At 69.4% G+C, this 17,585-nt stretch carries 17 protein-coding genes and 4 pseudogenes; 12 read left to right on the top strand and 9 right to left on the bottom strand.

The window, feature by feature from the left end; translation table 11 throughout:
- Positions 1 to 16: 16 nt before the first annotated feature.
- The 4 genes from CP978_RS29475 (at position 17) to CP978_RS29460 (ending at position 4,349) form a co-directional block, all read left to right on the top strand.
- The gene (locus CP978_RS29475; RefSeq protein WP_043445837.1) at positions 17 to 655 is read left to right on the top strand and encodes a TetR/AcrR family transcriptional regulator; all 639 of its coding nucleotides are present in this window, start codon (positions 17 to 19) and stop codon (positions 653 to 655) included.
- A gap of 229 nt (positions 656 to 884) precedes the next feature.
- Complete coding sequence (locus CP978_RS29470) at positions 885 to 2,105, top strand: metallophosphoesterase (protein WP_043445835.1); 1,221 nt, start codon at positions 885 to 887, stop codon at positions 2,103 to 2,105.
- 505 nt (positions 2,106 to 2,610) lie between these two features.
- Entirely contained in the window at positions 2,611 to 3,276 is a 666-nt protein-coding gene (locus CP978_RS29465; RefSeq protein WP_043445833.1) for an RNA polymerase sigma factor, read from the top strand.
- The gene (locus tag CP978_RS29460; RefSeq protein WP_043445830.1) at positions 3,276 to 4,349 is read left to right on the top strand and encodes a CU044_5270 family protein; all 1,074 of its coding nucleotides are present in this window, start codon (positions 3,276 to 3,278) and stop codon (positions 4,347 to 4,349) included. Before CP978_RS29465 ends, CP978_RS29460 begins: the two co-directional genes overlap by 1 nt.
- Positions 4,350 to 4,871: 522 nt before the next feature.
- Here the strand turns inward: CP978_RS29460 and CP978_RS29455 are convergent.
- Positions 4,872 to 5,084, bottom strand: coding sequence for a hypothetical protein (locus tag CP978_RS29455; RefSeq protein ID WP_043445826.1), 213 nt, complete (start codon positions 5,082 to 5,084; stop codon positions 4,872 to 4,874).
- 15 nt (positions 5,085 to 5,099) lie between these two features.
- Positions 5,100 to 6,296, bottom strand: a complete 1,197-nt coding sequence (locus CP978_RS29450) for a glycoside hydrolase family 18 protein (protein ID WP_043445824.1) — start codon at positions 6,294 to 6,296, stop codon at positions 5,100 to 5,102.
- A gap of 316 nt (positions 6,297 to 6,612) precedes the next feature.
- Here CP978_RS29450 and CP978_RS36475 point away from each other — a divergent pair.
- Positions 6,613 to 6,722, top strand: a pseudogene (locus CP978_RS36475) (IS630 family transposase); the annotation flags it as partial.
- A 58-nt stretch (positions 6,723 to 6,780) separates the two neighbouring features.
- Here CP978_RS36475 and CP978_RS29440 read toward each other — a convergent pair.
- A complete protein-coding gene (locus CP978_RS29440) occupies positions 6,781 to 7,527 on the bottom strand; it encodes an SDR family oxidoreductase (protein ID WP_043445821.1) in 747 nt (248 codons plus the stop codon).
- A gap of 98 nt (positions 7,528 to 7,625) precedes the next feature.
- Here CP978_RS29440 and CP978_RS29435 point away from each other — a divergent pair, with 98 nt between their 5' ends.
- Positions 7,626 to 8,528 (top strand): LysR family transcriptional regulator, encoded by a 903-nt coding sequence (locus tag CP978_RS29435; protein WP_150478338.1) that lies wholly within the window; start codon positions 7,626 to 7,628, stop codon positions 8,526 to 8,528.
- Between the two features lie 309 nt (positions 8,529 to 8,837).
- On the opposite strand, the gene CP978_RS29430 is transcribed toward CP978_RS29435, so the two are convergent.
- Complete coding sequence (locus tag CP978_RS29430; protein WP_043449787.1) at positions 8,838 to 9,392, bottom strand: hypothetical protein; 555 nt, start codon at positions 9,390 to 9,392, stop codon at positions 8,838 to 8,840.
- 287 nt (positions 9,393 to 9,679) lie between these two features.
- Positions 9,680 to 11,302 (bottom strand): ISAzo13 family transposase, encoded by a 1,623-nt coding sequence (locus CP978_RS29425; protein WP_043445819.1) that lies wholly within the window; start codon positions 11,300 to 11,302, stop codon positions 9,680 to 9,682.
- A gap of 180 nt (positions 11,303 to 11,482) precedes the next feature.
- Here CP978_RS29425 and CP978_RS29420 point away from each other — a divergent pair, with 180 nt between their 5' ends.
- On the top strand, positions 11,483 to 12,859 hold the full coding sequence (locus CP978_RS29420) for an IS1380 family transposase (protein ID WP_043441155.1): 1,377 nt from the start codon (positions 11,483 to 11,485) through the stop codon (positions 12,857 to 12,859).
- 186 nt (positions 12,860 to 13,045) lie between these two features.
- Here CP978_RS29420 and CP978_RS36470 read toward each other — a convergent pair.
- Positions 13,046 to 14,106, bottom strand: a protein-coding gene (locus tag CP978_RS36470; RefSeq protein ID WP_423218870.1) for an IS630 family transposase whose coding sequence is annotated in 2 segments (ribosomal slippage) — positions 13,046 to 13,657 and positions 13,660 to 14,106 — 1,059 coding nt in all. Because the reading frame shifts where the segments join, the coding sequence is not laid out codon by codon here.
- A 60-nt stretch (positions 14,107 to 14,166) separates the two neighbouring features.
- The gene (locus CP978_RS29405; RefSeq protein WP_227745502.1) at positions 14,167 to 14,397 is read right to left on the bottom strand and encodes a hypothetical protein; all 231 of its coding nucleotides are present in this window, start codon (positions 14,395 to 14,397) and stop codon (positions 14,167 to 14,169) included.
- 217 nt (positions 14,398 to 14,614) lie between these two features.
- Here CP978_RS29405 and CP978_RS29400 point away from each other — a divergent pair, with 217 nt between their 5' ends.
- From CP978_RS29400 to CP978_RS29385, 4 genes are all read left to right on the top strand, one after another.
- Positions 14,615 to 15,010, top strand: coding sequence for a DNA/RNA non-specific endonuclease (locus tag CP978_RS29400; protein ID WP_043445816.1), 396 nt, complete (start codon positions 14,615 to 14,617; stop codon positions 15,008 to 15,010).
- 120 nt (positions 15,011 to 15,130) lie between these two features.
- On the top strand, positions 15,131 to 15,661 hold the full coding sequence (locus CP978_RS29395; RefSeq protein WP_052454359.1) for an SMI1/KNR4 family protein: 531 nt from the start codon (positions 15,131 to 15,133) through the stop codon (positions 15,659 to 15,661).
- A 7-nt stretch (positions 15,662 to 15,668) separates the two neighbouring features.
- On the top strand, positions 15,669 to 15,884 hold the full coding sequence (locus tag CP978_RS29390) for a hypothetical protein (protein WP_144401510.1): 216 nt from the start codon (positions 15,669 to 15,671) through the stop codon (positions 15,882 to 15,884).
- Positions 15,862 to 16,386, top strand: coding sequence for an SMI1/KNR4 family protein (locus CP978_RS29385; RefSeq protein ID WP_043445813.1), 525 nt, complete (start codon positions 15,862 to 15,864; stop codon positions 16,384 to 16,386). The genes CP978_RS29390 and CP978_RS29385 overlap by 23 nt, the downstream gene beginning before the upstream one ends.
- 19 nt (positions 16,387 to 16,405) lie before the next feature.
- Here the strand turns inward: CP978_RS29385 and CP978_RS29380 are convergent.
- Positions 16,406 to 16,769: pseudogene (locus CP978_RS29380) on the bottom strand (FCD domain-containing protein); the annotation flags it as partial.
- 18 nt (positions 16,770 to 16,787) lie between these two features.
- On the opposite strand from CP978_RS29380, the pseudogene CP978_RS29375 reads away from it, so the two are divergent.
- Positions 16,788 to 17,072: pseudogene (locus tag CP978_RS29375) on the top strand (kinase inhibitor); the annotation flags it as partial.
- Here the strand turns inward: CP978_RS29375 and CP978_RS35875 are convergent.
- A pseudogene (locus CP978_RS35875) lies at positions 17,063 to 17,466 on the bottom strand (helix-turn-helix domain-containing protein); the annotation flags it as partial. The pseudogenes CP978_RS29375 and CP978_RS35875 sit on opposite strands and share 10 nt — an antisense overlap.
- Positions 17,467 to 17,585: the final 119 nt, after the last annotated feature.

Genomic DNA, 17,585 nt, shown 5'->3' with positions numbered 1-17,585 from the left:
TTGTATAGTACGGTACATGGCACTCCCCGATACCCGGACCAAGATCCTCGACGCGGCCGAACACCTCTTCGCCGAGCACGGCTACCGCGGGACCTCGGTCCGCGCGATCACCGACCGCGCCGGAGCCAACGTGGCCGCCGTCGGCTATCACTTCGGTTCGAAGGCGGAACTCCTGGCCGCGGTCGCCCGCCGCGTGGTCGAGCCCATGACCGCCGCCCAGGGCGCCGGGCTCGATGAACTGCTCGCCAGGACTCCGGAGCCGTCGGTCGCCGAACTGGTGGACGCATTCGTAGGGCCGCTCTTCGACAAAATGCCCGCCGGCGATGAGAGCGGAGCCCGGACGTCCCGGCTGATCGTGACGATCCTCAGCGACCCGGCCGAGGAGGCACGCAGCTGGACCGGCCCGGACGAGGACACGGTCCGCGAGCGCTACCTGGCGGCTTTCGCACGCGCACTGCCCGGCCTTGCCCCAGAGGAGCTGTTGTTCCGGATGCGGGGGATCTTCGCCGTGACGGCGGTGGACCGCGTCGAGGTCTACAACCGGCCCTCCCCTGCCTGCCGCCCGACGGCGACGGAAGGCGAGGAGGCCCGGCGCTGGGCGATCACGTTCCTGACGGCAGCGATGAGCGCGCCACCGACCCGCGCCCGGGGATGAGCCTGGGGCGGCTCACTCACCGCCCTGGCCGCCGCCCTGGCCGCCGTCCTCAAGCACGTTCGGGTCGCACGGCGGGCGCAGGCTCTGGCCGGGCCCGCTGACTCCCCTGATCTCTGATGTCCGTCAAAGCGGATCAAGCCCAGGGCCGCGCCCCTGAACGCCGGTCCTGGCGGCCTGGAGGCGACCGGATACAGTGCGCAAGACGGCAGCCCGGTCAGAGAGGGAAAGCGTGACCGACACCAGCGACACCCGGCCCGCCGAGGGTGAAACGCAAGAGCCGAGACAGAGCCGACTGCACCGCCTGGCGCGTTACATCCCCATGATCGCCCCCGTTCTGTTGTGGGCCGTGCCCTGCTGGGTGCTGCTGCACAGCGGCCAGCACTGGCCGCTGCCCGTCACGGTGGTCGGCACCGTCCTGTTCGTCCTCGGCCTCATAGGTATGCCGCTCGCGATGGTGCGCGGCCACGGCCGGCGCCAGCTGGACCGGGCGGCGATCATCGGTGACACCCTGCTGGGCGCCAGCTGGGTCCTGTTCACCTGGTCCGTTCTGCTCGGGGCGTTCTTGCGGCTCGCCCTGACCGTGGCCGACGTGGGCGAGAGCCAGGACCGGGCCCGCATCGTCGCCTGGGCCGTCCTCGGCACAACCGCCGTACTGCTCGGCTGGGGGTACGCCGAGGCCCGCCGGGTGCCACGCGTGCGCCGACTCGATGTGCAACTCCCGCGGCTGGGTGCCGGGTTGGACGGCCTCCGCGTCGCCCTCATCACCGACACCCACTACGGCCCACTCGATCGCGCCCGCTGGTCGGCACGGGTGTGCGAGACGGTGAACGCCCTGGAAGCCGACCTGGTCTGCCACACCGGCGACATCGCGGACGGCACGGCCGAACGCCGCCGCGCCCAGGCCACCCCACTCGGTACCGTGCGGGCCACCCGGGCCCGTGTGTACGTCACCGGCAACCACGAGTACTACAGCGAGGCCCAGGGCTGGGTCGACCTGATGGACGAGCTGGGCTGGGAGCCGCTGCGCAACCGCCATCTGCTGCTCGAACGCGGCGGCGACACCCTCGTGGTCGCCGGCGTGGACGACGTCACCGCCGAGTCCTCCGGCCTGGCAGGCCACCGCGCCCACCTCGCCGGAGCCCTGGACGGCGCCGACCCCGACCTGCCCGTCCTGCTCCTGGCACACCAGCCCAAGTTCGTCGACCGGGCGGCAGCCGCCGGCATCGACCTCCAACTCTCCGGCCACACCCACGGCGGCCAGATCTGGCCCTTCCACCACCTGGTCCGCATCGACCAGCCCGCCCTCGCCGGCCTCAGCCACCACGGCACCCGCACCCTCCTCTACACCAGCCGCGGAACCGGCTTCTGGGGCCCACCGTTCCGCGTCTTCGCCCCCAGCGAGATCACCCTCCTGGTACTCCGCTCCCCGCACCCGCCCACCTCGCCGTAGCACCGGGCGGGCCCGACACATCCGCTTGGAGCTGTCCAGGAGCTGAGGGGTGCGGGCGGCACAACAGATGGCCAGGCTCGCCTCGCCGAGGACACGCACCCCCTCGGCGGCGTGCCCGGGACCGCCGCCGACTCCTTCTCCACCGCTGCCACCGCACACGCCGTCTGTTCGCCCCGCGCCGGCCCGCCCACCACCGTCGGCCGCGCGCTCCGTCCGCGTCGCGCGAGCAACCCGACCGCGCCCCGCATACGCCGGTGGCCGCGCCCGGGGACCCGGCGAGCGTTCCGCCGGGCGGGCTTCCCGGCCACGGTCAAGGACGACGCCTCCGGCGGATCGGCCGTCGCCCGGGATGGAGGGGGAGGCCGCGTCCCACCGATGGTCCCCGCCCCGGATCCGGCCGTCCGGCATCAGTGGCCCCACGGTGTGGCGCGGGTCACGGGAACCCCTCGGTCCGGCCGGAGAGGTAGCGGGTGTGAGATGTGATGAGCAGGGAGACCGGAAGCGCATGCGCGCACGGATCAGTGCGGGCGACCACGAGGCGTTCACCGCGCTCTACGAGGAATTCGCGCGGGAGGTCTACAACCACGCCTACCGGCTGACGGGCGACTGGTCGACGGCCGAGGAGGTGATGTCCGAGACTTTCCTGGCGGCCTGGCGTACCCGTCACACCGTCGACCCGGAGGGCGACTCGCTGCGGCCGTGGTTGCTCGGGATCGCCACCAACAAGGCACGCAACACCAGGCGCGGTATCGGGCGGCGCCTGGCCTTCCTGGCCCGCCGCCCCGCCCCGGAACTGGTGGCGGACATCGCGGATGCCACGGTCGGACGCGTCGACGACGCACGGCGTCTCACCGCGGTCCGGCAGGCGCTGGGCGGACTCCGCCGCCAGGAACGCGAGGCGCTGGCCCTCTGCGTCTGGTCCGGGCTGAACTATGCCGAGGCCGCCGAGGCCTTGGGCGTCCCGGTGGGCACCGTACGGTCGCGGCTGTCCCGTGCCCGTACCCGGCTGCGCCGGCTCACCGACGAGGAACTCGGCTGGACACCGGGCAAGTCCGCGCGGGAAGCACACCCCGGAGAACCGGCCCGGTCCGGAAGGGAACCCCGCCCCGGCCGCGGAGAGGTAGAGAGCAGGGCCGCGTTCGTGGCTCTGCCCATCCAGGAGGAAGCCTGATGAACGACCGTACCTCCGGCCCCGAGCGGGCCGAACGCGAGGAGCTGGCCCGGCTGCTGCCGGCCCCGGCCGAACGGGACCTGCCCCCTGGCCGTCATCTCCACCACAAGGACACCCTGATGCGTCTGATCGACCAGGACGGCGACCGCACCTCCGCCCGACCCCGCCTCCTGCGCCCCGCAGTTCTGCTGCCCGCCGCCGGACTGGCTCTGGGCGGGGTGCTGTTGACCACGCTCGCCGCCACCGGCCAGGGCAGCGCTCCGGCACCGTCCGCCACGGGCACAGGCTCCCCGCGTGGCGCGGCCGTGCTGCTCGACCGGATCGCCTCGGTCGCCGCGAAGAAGGACGAACAGAAGGTCACCGACGACCAGTTCGTGTACGTCAGGACACTGCAGACCGAGAACGACGGCACGTTCGGCGGCCCGGTGAAGCTGACCAGGCCCCGCGAGCGTGAGGTCTGGATGTCGCAGCAGGTAGCACCGGTGATCGCTGTCGGCCTGATCCACGAGGACGGCTCGTACTACCCGATCGAGGTCGGCGTCCCGGACGGCGAGCCCGCCGTCGGCTACCCGGCAGGCCTCAGCCGGCCGACGTACACCTGGCTGGCCTCGCTGCCCACCGACCCCGACGCCCTGCTGCAACGGCTCACCACCGAGATCAACCGGGACCAGGACCAACGCGGCACCCCGGCCGAGGACCGCGACCGGGCCCAGGACACCTTCGACACCATCGGTGAGCTGCTGCGGGAGACGGTGATGCCGCCGACGACCGCGGCCGCCCTCTACAAGGCCGCAGCGAAGATCCCCGGCGTGACCGTGGACCCCGACGCGGTGGACGCGGCCGGCCGGCACGGGATCGGCGTGGCCCGCGACAACACCCGCACCGGTGACCGCACCACCTGGATCTTCAACTCGACCACCCTGGAGTACCTGGGCGAACGGAGCTACCTCATCAGGGACACTTCCATGGGCAAGAAGGGCACCCTGATCAACAAGTCGGCGGTCCTGGAGCGCGCGGTCGTCGACGCCCTTCGCGCGAAGCCGTCGACCGGGAAGTCGTCGACGACGACCTGACCCCGACAGGGAGTTGCCGGGGCGTGGCTACGCACCCCCGGCACCGGTCGCTCTCCGCCCCCGCCAGGCACGCCGGGCACACGACGCCTGAACGCCGACGACGTCTCCGGAGCGGCCGCGGCACGCGTCACCCGCTCCCGCTTCCTGCACGACGGCGGCAACCGCTACGCCGTCCTCATGAGGAATCCGTCCTGCGTCGCACGCGGTGACGAAGCAGTCGCGCCACCTCCGCGCCGTGACGGCATGGCGTCCGTGTCCTTCGGTGGCGGCATGGCAAGGGGCAGGGCTCCTCGGTTGCGACCGGGCGTCGTCGCGGACGACGGCCCCGGTCCGCGGGCTGTGTCGTGGGGGCTGTGCGTCGCGCCTCCGAGCATGCTGCCCGACCCCGGCTTCGGCATGCCGCGCTACACCGGCACGCTGTACACCGTCGGCCTCTTGCTCGTCCCTGTCCTCACCGCCGCGTACAACCCCACGTCTCGCTCACCATCCCCGCCGCCCTCGGCTTGGCCGTCACCAACGTGGTCATGCTCGCTCCGCCATCAGGACACCGGCGATCCACACGTCAGCCGGCGCCCAGAGCACTCTCGTTGGCCGGTTGCCCAGCCCCGTCTCGCTCACCGGCATCCGGTTCGCGATCGGAGCCATGAACGTGTGGTCGACCGCCATGGCCGTGCACCACGCGCAGGACATGCTCTCGGAGATCGCCCGCGCCGCGTTTTCCACCGGCAGCTTCATGGGCGCGGCCTCATCTCACGGACGGACCCAGCCCTTGCGGTAGGCCGTCCAGTCGGCCTCCGTGGCGGCGAAGTCGACGTACAGGGCGACGCCGAAGCGGGCGCGGTCCGCATCCGTGCGGGAGAGGCCGAGGCGGACGCCACGGGTGGCGGCCGGGACCGTCTCGGCGCTTGCCCGGTGGCCGAAGCGGTTCTCGTGGAAGAAGGGCAGGCCCATCAGAAGGTCGGTGGTGGGCGGGGTGGCCTCCAAGGCGAGGGAGGTCTGCTGGGCGACATAGCCGCCGTACAGGCTCTGCAGGGGCTGCATGGTGTCGTACGACATGACGGCGATCTGGTCGACCCGCCGGGCGACCTGGCCGAAGTACGCCTGTGACCACCACTTGGGGTGGCCGACGAGCGTGCCCCAGAGGGAGTGGAACGCCGGGAGCGGGTCGATCTGGTGGGCGGCGACGGACAGCAGGACATGATGGGCACGGGTGAGTGCGCGCAGGTCGTCGAGGAGAGCGAGGTAGTTCCGGTCGCCGGAGTGCAGCGGCTCCAGGTCGAAGTGGACACCGTCAAAGCCGGCGGCCAGGATCTGCCGGGTGGAGGCGACCGCGGCCGCCCGCGTCCGCGCCCGCTCCAGCCGCAGCCCGTCGGGGCTCTCGGTGGCCAGCACGTCGCCCAGCCATGCCTGCACGCGGACGCCGGGCAGGGCCCGGTGCACGGCTGGGATCAGCCGGCGGGCGTTGCGGTAGGCCGACGCGGGCAGCGTGCCGTCGTGTTCCAGCGGACCGGCGTGCACGTACAGATCCCGGATGCCGGTACCGCCCAACTGCTCGGCCAGGGCCGCGACATCGGCGTCCGTCTTCCGTCCGTCCACCCAGGCGTGCCCCAGCCAGATCGCGTCCCGGCCTCTGGTACGCGCCCCGTCGACGGGGTCGCCCGAGTAGTTCACCCGGAGGGCGGTTTCGGCGGCGAGGAGCGGCAGGAGCAGCGCGAGCACAACGGCGAGTGCGGCACGGCTGGCCCAGCGCCAGCGCCGTCGGCGGCAGGGCGGGGCCGGGTCGGACCGTCCCTCCGGCTCGGCGCTTGTCGCGTCCGTGGCTGGGACTGTTGCCTCTCCCTCTGGGCGCGTCGCGTCTGTCCCGTCGGCCTTCGCTTCCTCGTCCGGGGCCGTTGCCTCCTCGGATCGCGGCTCGGGCTCCGTCGCTCTGCCCTCGGTATGCCCCATTCCCCTCTCCCCTTCCGCCCGCAGGTCACGCCCACCCCGGTATGTCTCGTCTGCCCCCAGTGACGCAATCCCGGTCGTATGCCCACCCGGGCGGCCATACGCCCCCGAATGCGACGTCATTCCAGCTCCGGGCGGTCTCGCCGCGGTGCGCGACCTCGTCCTGGTCAGCGCGGACGGCGGGCACTGTGCTGGGTGGTGAGGCGGGGATCGTGTCACTGGCGCTCCCGGCAATGACGATCAACGGCCCCGCCGCGGTTGCATCGCAAGGCGGAGCATCACTCGCGCACTGGATGTACCCGGGTGATGCGACAACGCGGCGAGGTGCCGCTGGCGGAATCAGTACACCCGCCATCCCGACGTGCTGATCGCTCAACGCCGCGAGCGCGCCCGCGTCCGCAGCGAGATGGGCACCACTGGGGCGGACGCCCCTCTCCATGGCGCCCTGACGCCCTGACGCCCCGGGGAACCTATGCGGTCAGAGCACCTAGAGTTGCGAGGCCCCTCCGTCGACAGGGAACTCCGTTCCCGTCGAGAAGGTCGCATCGAACGCCAAGTACGCCACCGCGGCGGCCACTTCCTCAGACGTCCCCAGCCGCCGCATCGGGATGGTGTTCCGGTAGGTGTCCTTCGTCGCCTCGACGACGTCGGCGGGCAACAAGGAGCGGTCCAGGACGCCCGAGTCGATCGGGCCGGGGCTCACGGCATTGACGCGCACCTTGCGCGGAAGCAGCTCGCGGGCCAGGGTGCGCGTCATGGACCGCAGGGCTGCTTTGCTCGCCGAGTAGACACTGAGCGCGTCGAGGCCCAGGACGTTCACCACCGACGTGGTGAGGACCACGCCGCTTCCCTCGCGCATCAGCGGCGCCAACGCCTGCACTGTGAAGTACGGGCCCTTGGTGTTGTTGCCGAACAGCTCGTCGTACATCTCCTCCGTCGTCGAGTCGAACGGCGCGGACGCAGTGACGCCGGCGTTGACGAACAGCGCGTCCACCGCGCCGAACCGCTCCTGGACCGTGCCGGCCAGCGCCTTGATGTCCTTCAGGGACGCGGCGTCGCTGCGGACGGCGATCGCCTTGTTCCCCAACTGCTCCAACGCGGCGTCCAGGGTGGATCCGGTGCGGCCGGTGATCAGTACGTGCGCCCCACCGTCCGCGAACAACCGGGCTGTAGTCAGGCCGATACCACTGCTTCCGCCCGTGATCACGATCTTCTTGCCGTCATAAGTGGTCATGCCCCCAGCTAAATATCCGCCCGCACACCATGTCCAAGACCTGTTCCGTATGCCGTCATGTCCCAGGCGTATGGCGACGCGCGACGTACCCTGGGCGAGTGGACGTTGATCTGCGGCTCGTGCGCTATTTCACGGTCGTGGCGGAGTACGGCAACTTCGGCCGGGCCGCCACCAAGCTGCACCTGGCGCAGCCGTCGCTGAGCCGCCAGATCCAGCGACTTGAAGCTCAGCTCGGTGTCCGGCTGTTCGACCGCTCGCCGCAGGGCAGCAGCCTCACCGACGCCGGTCAGGCCTTCCTTCCCAGGGCCCGGACACTGCTCCACGAGGCCGAGCAAGCCGCTCGCACGGCCAGAGCCGCCGTCCAGCCCCGTACCATCACCGTCGGCTACGCCGAAGGACTGGTCATCACCGCCTGTGTGCAGGAACTGCGCCGCCTGCACCCCGACGGCCAGGTCCGCACCCGGCACCTCGACTGGCGGGACACGCACGCCCTCGCCGAGGGGCGGGTCGACGCCCTCGTCGCATACAGACCCCTGCCCTTGCCCACGGACGGCTTCCGGGTGACCAAGCTCCATGAGGAGTCGCGGGTACTCGTCACGTCGGCGAGTCATCATCTGGCGAACGAGAAACCCGTCAGCCTGCGGGCTCTGTCGGACGAGGAACTGGTGGCCTGCGTCAGCACTCCGGTTGTCTGGAGCACGCCCAAGCCGGTCGGCGACCGCCCGGCACCACCCCCGCCCGCAATCGACGACAGCTACGAGGACAAGCTGGAACTCATCGCCACCGGCCACTGTGTCGCGATCTTTCCTGCCGGCGACCGACGCGCTGCTGTGCGCGAGGACATCGCCCTGGTGCCCGTCATCGACATCGATCCCTGCGAGGTCGTGCTCGTCACGCGCGCTGACGACCCGAACCCGCTGCTCGGATCGCTGGAAGAGGTCGCACGTACATTGCTCGGCACGCCCTCCCTACGGGAGAACAACGAACTGCCGGTCACCTGATCCCCTTGCCTCTGCGAGGTGTTCCACAGGGCTTCAGGAAAGGCAGAAGCTGCAGCAGCTCGTGTGCCGGGGCAACACCAGCTCGGTTCGCTATCGGTGCGCGATGATCGGCCACCACAGCACCCCCAGCAGTCGGATCGGGCGTCAGCGCAGACCCAACTGCGACCACCGTCAACCCGGCGAACCCATGCGGTCAGAGCACCAGAGCGGCTGCGGGAGGACCGGCACCAGTGCGCCCCCGTCGTTGCATCCGCTGGGGGAACTATTGGTGCGGACGGCGGAGTACGCGCCGATGGGCCGAGGACAGGCTCATCCGGTGGTTTGTGAAGTACTCAAAGAACGGGCGAAGTCGGCAAGAGTCCGGAAGTCGTCCTCTCTCAGGCCGATCCGCGGGTTGACGTGGTGCAGAAGGCCACGTGCGCCGTGGTGGGTGGTCACGTACGCCTGGTCCAGCTCGCTCTGTTCGTCGTCCACCCACGCGAAGGCGCGGCCGTTGGCGTAATCCACCAGGGGAGCAGTCTTCCAGTGAACTCCGTCGGGGCGGTCTTGAAGCAAGACGTCACCGAAGTCGACGAAGGGAAGTTCGGGAAGGCCGAGCACCGGGGCAATCCACCGATTGGCATCCGCCATCCATGTGGTGGCCCAGCACAGCTCGTAGTCGAGCCGGAGCAGGTCTCGTCCGTGCTCTGGGTTCAGCCAGACCCTCAGGGGCCGCCGACGGAACGAGAGTGCTCGGTGTTCCTCTGGAGCCCCGCCGTCTCGCGGCACTCTTAGGGTGGTGTAGCCGGCGGGGCGCTTCTCCGGCTTGGCCGCGTAAGGGTTGAGGGGCCCGTCCACATCGAGGAACAAGAGCGGTCGGCTCACGGTCTCCCCCTGCCATTCACCCGCGAACAGGGCGGACAGCCCTCGGACGGCGGAGGTGGGGGGTGGATACACGGCAAAACACCTCCAGACCCGAGCTGGCTGCCGGGGCCTGTCCGACCCACCCCCCATGGCCGCGAGTCCCTCACGATCTCCGTCCAGCCCATCACACCGCACCGTAGCCCGGGACACTGACAACACGGCCGGCCCGTAAGCGAGTGCTGCGGAGCCATGACCGTCAGCCGCATCAGCCGACCAGGAGTTGCGGGACAACCCTTAGGGCTTGCAGATCAATAACACGTCGTCTTGATCTTGTTGGGGTCGTCGCTCTGGGCACGGACGCGGGCTTGGAGGGTGGCGAGGACAGCGGGCGGGCTGACCGCTGGTGGGATGACGACGCCGTGTGCCTTGAGCAGTCTCCTGATCTTCAGCAGGGTGCGGTGCATGGCGGTCCGGCTGCTGCCGAACAGCACGGCGAGGGGTTCTGCGGCCAGGGAGACCCGCAGGTGGAGCACGGCCGCCAGGACCTGGTTGGGGAAGTCGAGCCGGGGAGGACGGCCACGCTTGACGCCGTCGGACAAAGACTCGGTCAGGTCGTTGAGTTGCTGTCGGGTCATTCCGGTCAGGGCGGGATCGGAGAGCAGGCTCTGGTCCCACTCCGCCGCCAGCGGCTGCGGGGGCCGGGCCACCGCAATGGCCGGGCATGGCCGCGGGTGCAGGGCATAGTTCCAATCGCCGTGGAAGAGGTGGCGGGTCAGTGGCAGGGCCGCCATCTCCGCATCATCGACGGCGACTCCGGTCGGGTAGGTGTTGGTGTCCAGCTCCGCCATGACGCGCAGGCCCGTGCGGGTCGTGGTGGCGGCGATGGACTGGACGATGACTTCGTGGCTGGTCAGCGGGCGTCCGCGCCAGTTCATGGTGATGTGCGAGAACAGCCGGTGCTCGATCTTGTTCCACTTCGACGTGCCCGGAGGCAGGTGACAGACCGTGATCGTCAGCCCCATTTCGGCGGCGAGGCGGGCGAGTTCGAGCTTCCAGGCCCGGGTCCGGTAGCCGTTGGAGCCACCAGCGTCGGCGGTGATCAGCAGCCGTGTCGCCTGCGGGTAGGCGGCTTGTCCCTGGCCGGACCACCAGCGGCGGATCGATTCCACCGCGAATGCGGCCGTGTCGTGATCGGTGCCGACGTTGCCCCAGCCGGTGTTCGCTGTGACGTCGTAGACCCCGTAGGGGATGGCCTTGCCCAGCTTGGGGTCGGCGAAGTCGTGGACGTTCACCGGCGCCGGATCACCGGCCGGCCGCCACTGCCGGCCGCTGTTCTTGAATTCGCCGACGAGTTCCTTCTTCTTGGCGTCCACGCTGATGACCGGCTGCCCGGCGTCCCGGTGCACGCGAGCCTGTTCGTTGAGATAGCGGAACTGGGCGTCGCGGTCCGCGTGCCGGCCGCCCTCCAGCGTCTTGGCATTCGCCTGCAGACTGAAGCCCTCCTCCTGTAACAGGTCGGCGACGGTGTCCGCACTGACTTTGTGCCCGGCCCGGGCCAGTTCCTCGGCGAGGGTACGGGTCGACTTCACCGTCCACCGCAGCGGCGACATCGGATCACCCCGCTCGTCCGGCTCGACCAGCGCCAGCAGCGCGGGCCGCAGCCCCGGATCGAGATCCGCGACTCGTTTGCGGCCCCCGCCCGGTCGCCGCACCCGGCCCAACGGCTCCTCGCCGGCCTCCAACTCCAACACGCCCTTGCGGACCGTCGTCTCACTCACCACGGCGGCCCGCGCGACGGCCCGGACCCCGCCATGCCCCAGCACCCGGGCCTCCGCTCCCATCATCAGCCGCCGCTGCCGCTCGTCCAGATGCGGAAACAACGCCGCAAACTTCACAGTGAGTTGGGCTTGAGCCTCATCCGAGTTGCGCATACCACACCAACGAGCTCCAGAACGGGAAGCAACACCTTGATGATCTGCAAGCCCTTAGCCTCGGGCTTTCACGAAGCGGGCTGTCCAAGGGCTGACCAGAAACGAGGAAAGCGCCCTTGACCTGCAACGATAGGACTTGCTGAGGGTCCTGTTGGCTGCAAGGAAAAGAGCACTTTCCAGGTGAGAGAGCCTATCTCGTCGTACCCGCGTGTCCGTGTCCAGGGGGACGGCCGTCAGGTGGTCTCGCAGGCAGGTTCGGTCCTGCTGGTGGAAACGGTCCGCAAGGCCGGTCTCGACCAGGTGATATCCGCCGTGCTTGCTCCGTGGCGGAGGCCGCGGGCCCTCCACGACCCGGGGAAGGTCGTCCTGGACCTCGCCCTGGCGGTCGCGATGGGCGGGGACTGCTTGGCCGACGTGGGCATGCTGCGGGCCGAGCCGGCCGTGTTCGGGCCGGTCGCCTCCGACCCGACGGTCTCCCGCCTGATCGACACCCTCGCCGCCTCCGGCGACACCGCCTTGCAGGCCATCCGGTCCGCTCGGGCCGAAGTCCGCGACAAAGTCTGGGAGTTGGCTGGCCGGAAGGCGCCAGACGCGGACGGGACGGTGACCATCGACCTGGACGGGGTGCTGGTGATCGCGCACTCCGACAAACAGGACGCCGCCCCGACCTGGAAGCGGACCTACGGCCACCACCCGCTGATGGGGTTCGTCGACCACGGCCCGGCCGGCACCGGGGAACCCGTCGCGGCCCTGCTCAGGCCCGGGAACGCGGGATCGAACACCGCCTGTGACCACATCACCGCAGCCCGCCTGGCCCTCGCTCAACTGCCGAAGAAGTACCGGCGCGGACGGCAGACCCTGATCCGCACCGACTCCGCAGGCGGCACCCACGACTTCGTCGCCTGGCTCGCCCAGCGCGGGCGCTGGCTGTCCTACTCCGTCGGCATGGTGATCACCGACGCGATCCACCAGCACGTGCTGAAGGTCCCGACCTCGGCCTGGACACCGGCCGTCGAGCCGGACGGCGAGATCCGGGACGGCGCCTGGGTTGCCGAACTCACCGGCGACGTCCTGGCCGGCTGGCCGAAGGGCATGCGGCTGATCGTCCGCAAGGAACGACCTCACCCGGGCGCCCAGTTGAGGCTCACCGACGCGGACGGCATGCGGCTGACCTGCTTCGCCACCAACACCGTTACCCGGCCGATCGCCGACCTCGAACTCCGTCACCGGCTGCGGGCCCGGGCCGAGGACCGCATCCGGGCCGCCCGGGCCACCGGGCTGCGGAACCTGCCCCTGCACCACACCGCTCAGAACCGCATCTGGCTCGAGATCGTCCAGATCGCGCTGGACCTGCTGGCCTGGATGCCGATGCTCGCGCTGACCGGCAAGGCCAGACTCTGGGAACCCCGCCGCCTGCGGCTCCGCCTGTTCACCGCGGCCGGGCAACTCGTCACCACCGGGCGCCGGCGGATCCTCCGTCTCGCCCGGCACTGGCCCTGGACCAGCCACATCACTGCCGCCCTCGACCGGCTCGCGCACCTCCCGAACCCCGGCTGACCAGCATTCCCTGTCCCGACAAGTAGCACCACCCGACCCGGAGCAGTGGAACCCGGCGCCTACCCGAGGCGACACCCGGGCCGCAGCCCTGCCCGCCCTCAACCGCAGAACGAGAAATGGTCCGCCAACTCCGTCGGCGGACCATCACGAAAGTTCGAGGTTACTGACCTTGAATGCGTGATGTCGTCAGGGTGGCGTGCGTAGGCCGGTGCCGGTGAGGCAGCCATCCAGGACGTCGTGGCGGTACTGGAGTTGGCGCAGACCCTTCCGGACTGTGGTGACGAGGTCGTCGGGGTTGGCGAAGGCCCGGTTCGCCAGGCTGGTGCGCCGGAGTATGGACCAGATGGTCTCGACGGGGTTCAGGTCGGGTGCGTAGGGCGGGAGTTGGAAGACGGTGAGCCAGTCGCGGTCGGCGATGTAGCGGCGCATCCCGGCGGTGAGGTGGGTGTTGAGATTGTCCCAGACCAGCACGATCGGGCCGCCGAGCTGGTGGTGGGCATTCTGGATGAGGTCGCGGTAGTCCTTCCAGGAGAAACTCTTGCGCCCGTCCGGTCGGGCGTCGGGGCAGGGCCGGTAGACCAGCCGGGATGGTTCACCCGCCTTGTAGCAGAGAAGGGCAGCCACCGATAAGCGGCGGCGGGAGCGTCCTCTGACGCGGATGACGGGGGTGTGGCCGCGGCGCGACCAGGTTCGGGTGGTCGGCGGCGTCATCGAGAAGCCGGCCTCGTCCTCGAAGACGAGCCAGGCGTCGAGCGCCGCCACGGTCCTTCCACCTGGGGCCACGTCTCCTTCACCCAGCCAGCCACCGCCGCCTCGTCCCGCTCGATCGCCCGGCGAGCGGGGACCTGGCAACTCCAGCCATGCCGCTTGACCAGCGCGGCGACACCTTGGACGGTGTAGCTCTTGTGGAACCGGCGCCCGATCAGCGTCCTGATCCGCGACAGAGTCCACGTCTGGTCCGGCCAACCGTGCGCTACCGGGCCCTTGAGCAGCTCACGCTCCAGCACGGCGAAGAGCTCGTCGCTCAGCAACGGCAGCGACGCCGGCCCCTTCGATGCCAGAGCTCTCGGCCCACCCTGCGACCAGGCCTTCCTCCAGCGTTGCACCGATCGGATGCTGACCCGCAGGTCATGGGCGATGACTGCGGTCTCGTCCCCGTGCCCAAACCGCTCGGCCGCCTCCAACCGCAATCTCTCCCGAAAGGCCCGTCGTTCATCGGTCAGTCCACCGCCCTGCGCGTACCTCATGCAGGCGGCATACCGCGGGGATCATGAGACGTCAGCCCCTACGACACCGCCCTTTGAAGGTCAGTAGACCCAGTTTGCCCAGCCAAAGGTGAAAAGATAGGCCCGGCGACCTGCATCCATCCCCCTGATACCCCGAAGGAGCATGACCGCCAGCGCGACAAAGAACAGAGCGGCGAAGAATCCAGCCACGAGAGCTCCAGCAATCGACCCCGCGAACAGGCCCACGACCACACTTGCCACGACGACGATCCCAACGCCGAAGTGCGCGGCAGGCAGGTCGGCCCTGATCACTTCTCGCAGAGCCTTGCGTGACGCCCGCATGTCAGAGGCATAGCGCTCCCGGGCCGCCTCCGGGTCAGCGGCAGATCCCTCGGGCCACCGTTCCATCACACCCCCCGGTTCCGTTCGAACAGACCCTAACTCGACCATCGTCGGACGGGGGCAACAAGGCGCCCGCCCGTCCGGCTACGGTGCGACGACTATAAACAGTTGCTTGGATAAGGCGTACTTGGCCGAGAACGAGGGCTCTCCGGCGGTCGGTGAGAGGGCGGCCGGCTATCAGTGGGCCAAGAACACTGTGAACGGGTGGGGATGCGGTAACGACAAGTATTGGATCAAGGCCTGCCACCTGCTGCCCAAGCAAGTCTCCGGGACCGGCCGTGACTTAGCCGACCTGTCCGCCTGCACGCGCCCGACGAACTTCTGGGTGCGTGGCGCCGACTGTTCGGACGAGAACTTCCGCACCTACGAGACGGCCGTCAGCAAGGCGGTGGCCAGGAACCATGTCGTGCGGTACTCGGTGCGGCCGAACTACACCGGTGACCGGGTTGTCGCCGACTCGTGGACCTTCACGCGACCGCATGGGGAACGGACGGCAAACCATACGTACTCTTCAACGATGTAATCGCCCGCAACGTACTCGGCGGACGGCAGCTCGGGAAGCAGGTCGACGAGGACGGTAACTCGGTGCTGCTCAAGTGATGCGGGCGAGGACCTGCACGAACAGCGCGAAGGGAGAACGTCTATGGCCGCACAGGACAGCCTCGAAACCCTCATGAGGGAGATGCCGCCACGCCCGGGCGACGGGGTGACGGTGGACTGGGCTGCGGTGGAAGCGGCCTGGGGACTGGAGTTTCCCCCGGACTTCAAGGGATTCGTCGCCCGGTACGGCGAGGATTTTCTGGACGAGGATCTGTCGGTCATCGTACCGACTGAGGTCACGCCGCAGACCTGTGACGAGCCGGGCGCGCCACTGGGCGGCATGGGGTTCATCACGGCCGACGCCCGGGCCACTTGGGCGATCACGGAGCCCACCGGGCTCGACGCGGTGCCGGAGGACCTGGTGGCCTGGGGCGCGGCGAGCAGTGCCGACCTGTACTGCTGGCTCACCCAAGGCGAGCCGGCGGGCTGGCCGGTGGTGGTCTTCAGTCACGGTGACGACACCTGGACGCGTTTCGGCTATGGCATGACCGAGTTCCTCTGCCGGGTGATTCAGGCTGACGCCGGAGTCCAGCCGATGCACCAGATACCGCTGTGGGGGCGCTCCGTATCGTGAAGCGCACATGCGGTCGCTGGAGGATGAAATCGCGCTCGCGGTGAAGCCCGGTCAACATGTCGCGTCAGGATTTTCCCCGGTGTACAACGGTGCCGATGCGGCGATGTCGACCGAGACGTGTATGCATGCGGTCGGAGAAGGTGGCTACCGCCTGAGCCGCACCGTCTACGATCAGGCATCCCACTCTGAAAGGTCATCCGATGGATATCTCTCGGTTCTGTGAGCTTCTGGGACAGCCGTCGGTCAATGGTGACATGGGTCGCGACTGGCAGGAGTTGGAGGCGCGTACCGGGGTTTCGCTCCCGGATGACTACAAATGGTTCGTCTCGGCGTACGGTCCCGGTTGCGTGAATGACCGGCTCTACCTGTTCCACCCCAGGGCGGTGGAAGGGGGCGAGGGGTTGCACCTCGAGTCGCTGTGGGAGCAGGCGTCCTTCGCCTATGCGGAGCTGTCCCGGAACGTACCGGAGATGTATCCCTACCCAGTCCATCCAGCCGTTGGCGGATGTGTGCCCGTCGCACGGTCAGTCTCGGGAAACCATGTTTTCCTGACCCCTCCGCAAGTCGTCGGAGGTGACTGGTCAGTGGTCCTTGAAATGGGAGACTGGATTTCTCTTCCGATGTCGTTCACGGAGTTTCTGTGGGCTGCCCTGCGCGGAGAACTCGGCATTCCGGTGATTGAGGGCGAGGCGAATTTCGAGCCGGTTGGCACCGTGAAGCCGTGAGCGAGCAAGGCGCCACGCCTCAGCACGAGGTTGAAAAGGCCTCACTGTCGGCAAGCCCTGCTGCGGTCAGGGTGAGGTGCTGAGCCAGCACCTCTGCCACGGCGTCGGCGTCACGGGTGAGGGCCGTCTCCTCCAGGCGACGGTACTCGCCGACATGGTCCCGGCCGGGGGCGCGCTGCGCCGACCAGCGGCGAGCCAGTTCGCTCGCGGTCCACATGCGGTCGAAGGTCTCCAGCAGGGTCCGGTTGCCGCATCCCGCCAGCAGGGTGCGGTGGAAGACCCGATGCGCCTCCGACCACCGGGCGCTGCAGGGCTCCCCCCTCCTCGGGTACATGCGCCGGGGTGCGGGCCAGGCGGTGGTGGGCGGCGCGTACTCCAGCCTTTCAGCCGACAACGACGTGATGAGCGCCAACAGCGCCAACAACCCCTTCGCCCGCCTCCCCGAGGCGGCCGATTTCACCGTCACCAGTGCCACCGTCAGGGACGGCGCCGCCTGGGCGCCCGAGCAGCTCTCCGGCCTCTTCGGCGTCCCCGGCGGCGAGCACGTGTCGCCCCAGCTGACCTGGAGCGGCGCTCTTGAAGACACCAAGAGCTACGCCGTGACCGTCTATGACCCCGACGCCCCCACCGGGTCCGGGTTCTGGCACTCGGCGGTCGCCGACATCCCCGCCTCCGTCACCGAACTAGCGGTGCCCTTGCGACGGCGGTTTACGCCCCAGAGGGTGCCGTCACCGACGGAGCAGCAGCCGTGGAAGTAGGTGACGCCGTGGGTGCGGCGGAAGGGCGCCGGAGGCGGCGTAAGGCTTCACGACCGATGCGGATGAACGCGTGCGCGCACTTTCCGCAGGTAGACGGCGAGTTTGCGAATCGACGAACGGGTGAAGGGCCGGCCGAGTTTGGTCGGGCGGGCGGTGGCCGTCTGGATGATGAAGTCTTCGCCGTCAGGGGTGAGCAGGCGGGGACGGCCTCCCGCCCGCTGAGGGTCCAGGTAGCCAGGCCGATCTCGTTGAACCGGTGGATCACCTCCCGCACCGTGCCCTCGTCGGCCTGGACCAGCCGGGCGATCACCGCTACGCGGTTTTGCCGGTGGGGGTCTGCGTTGTTGCGTTGTCGGACCATCCGGTTTGTTTCCGCTGCGCTCTTCGAGATGCACGACGAATGGATCGCCTTACCTCGCCGCCACCTCCCCGAAGGGGATA

The organism is Streptomyces nodosus (assembly GCF_008704995.1).
Lineage (GTDB): Bacteria > Actinomycetota > Actinomycetes > Streptomycetales > Streptomycetaceae > Streptomyces > Streptomyces nodosus.
Note: the sequence above shows the minus strand (reverse complement) of the source record. Positions and strands in the feature narration are given on the sequence as shown.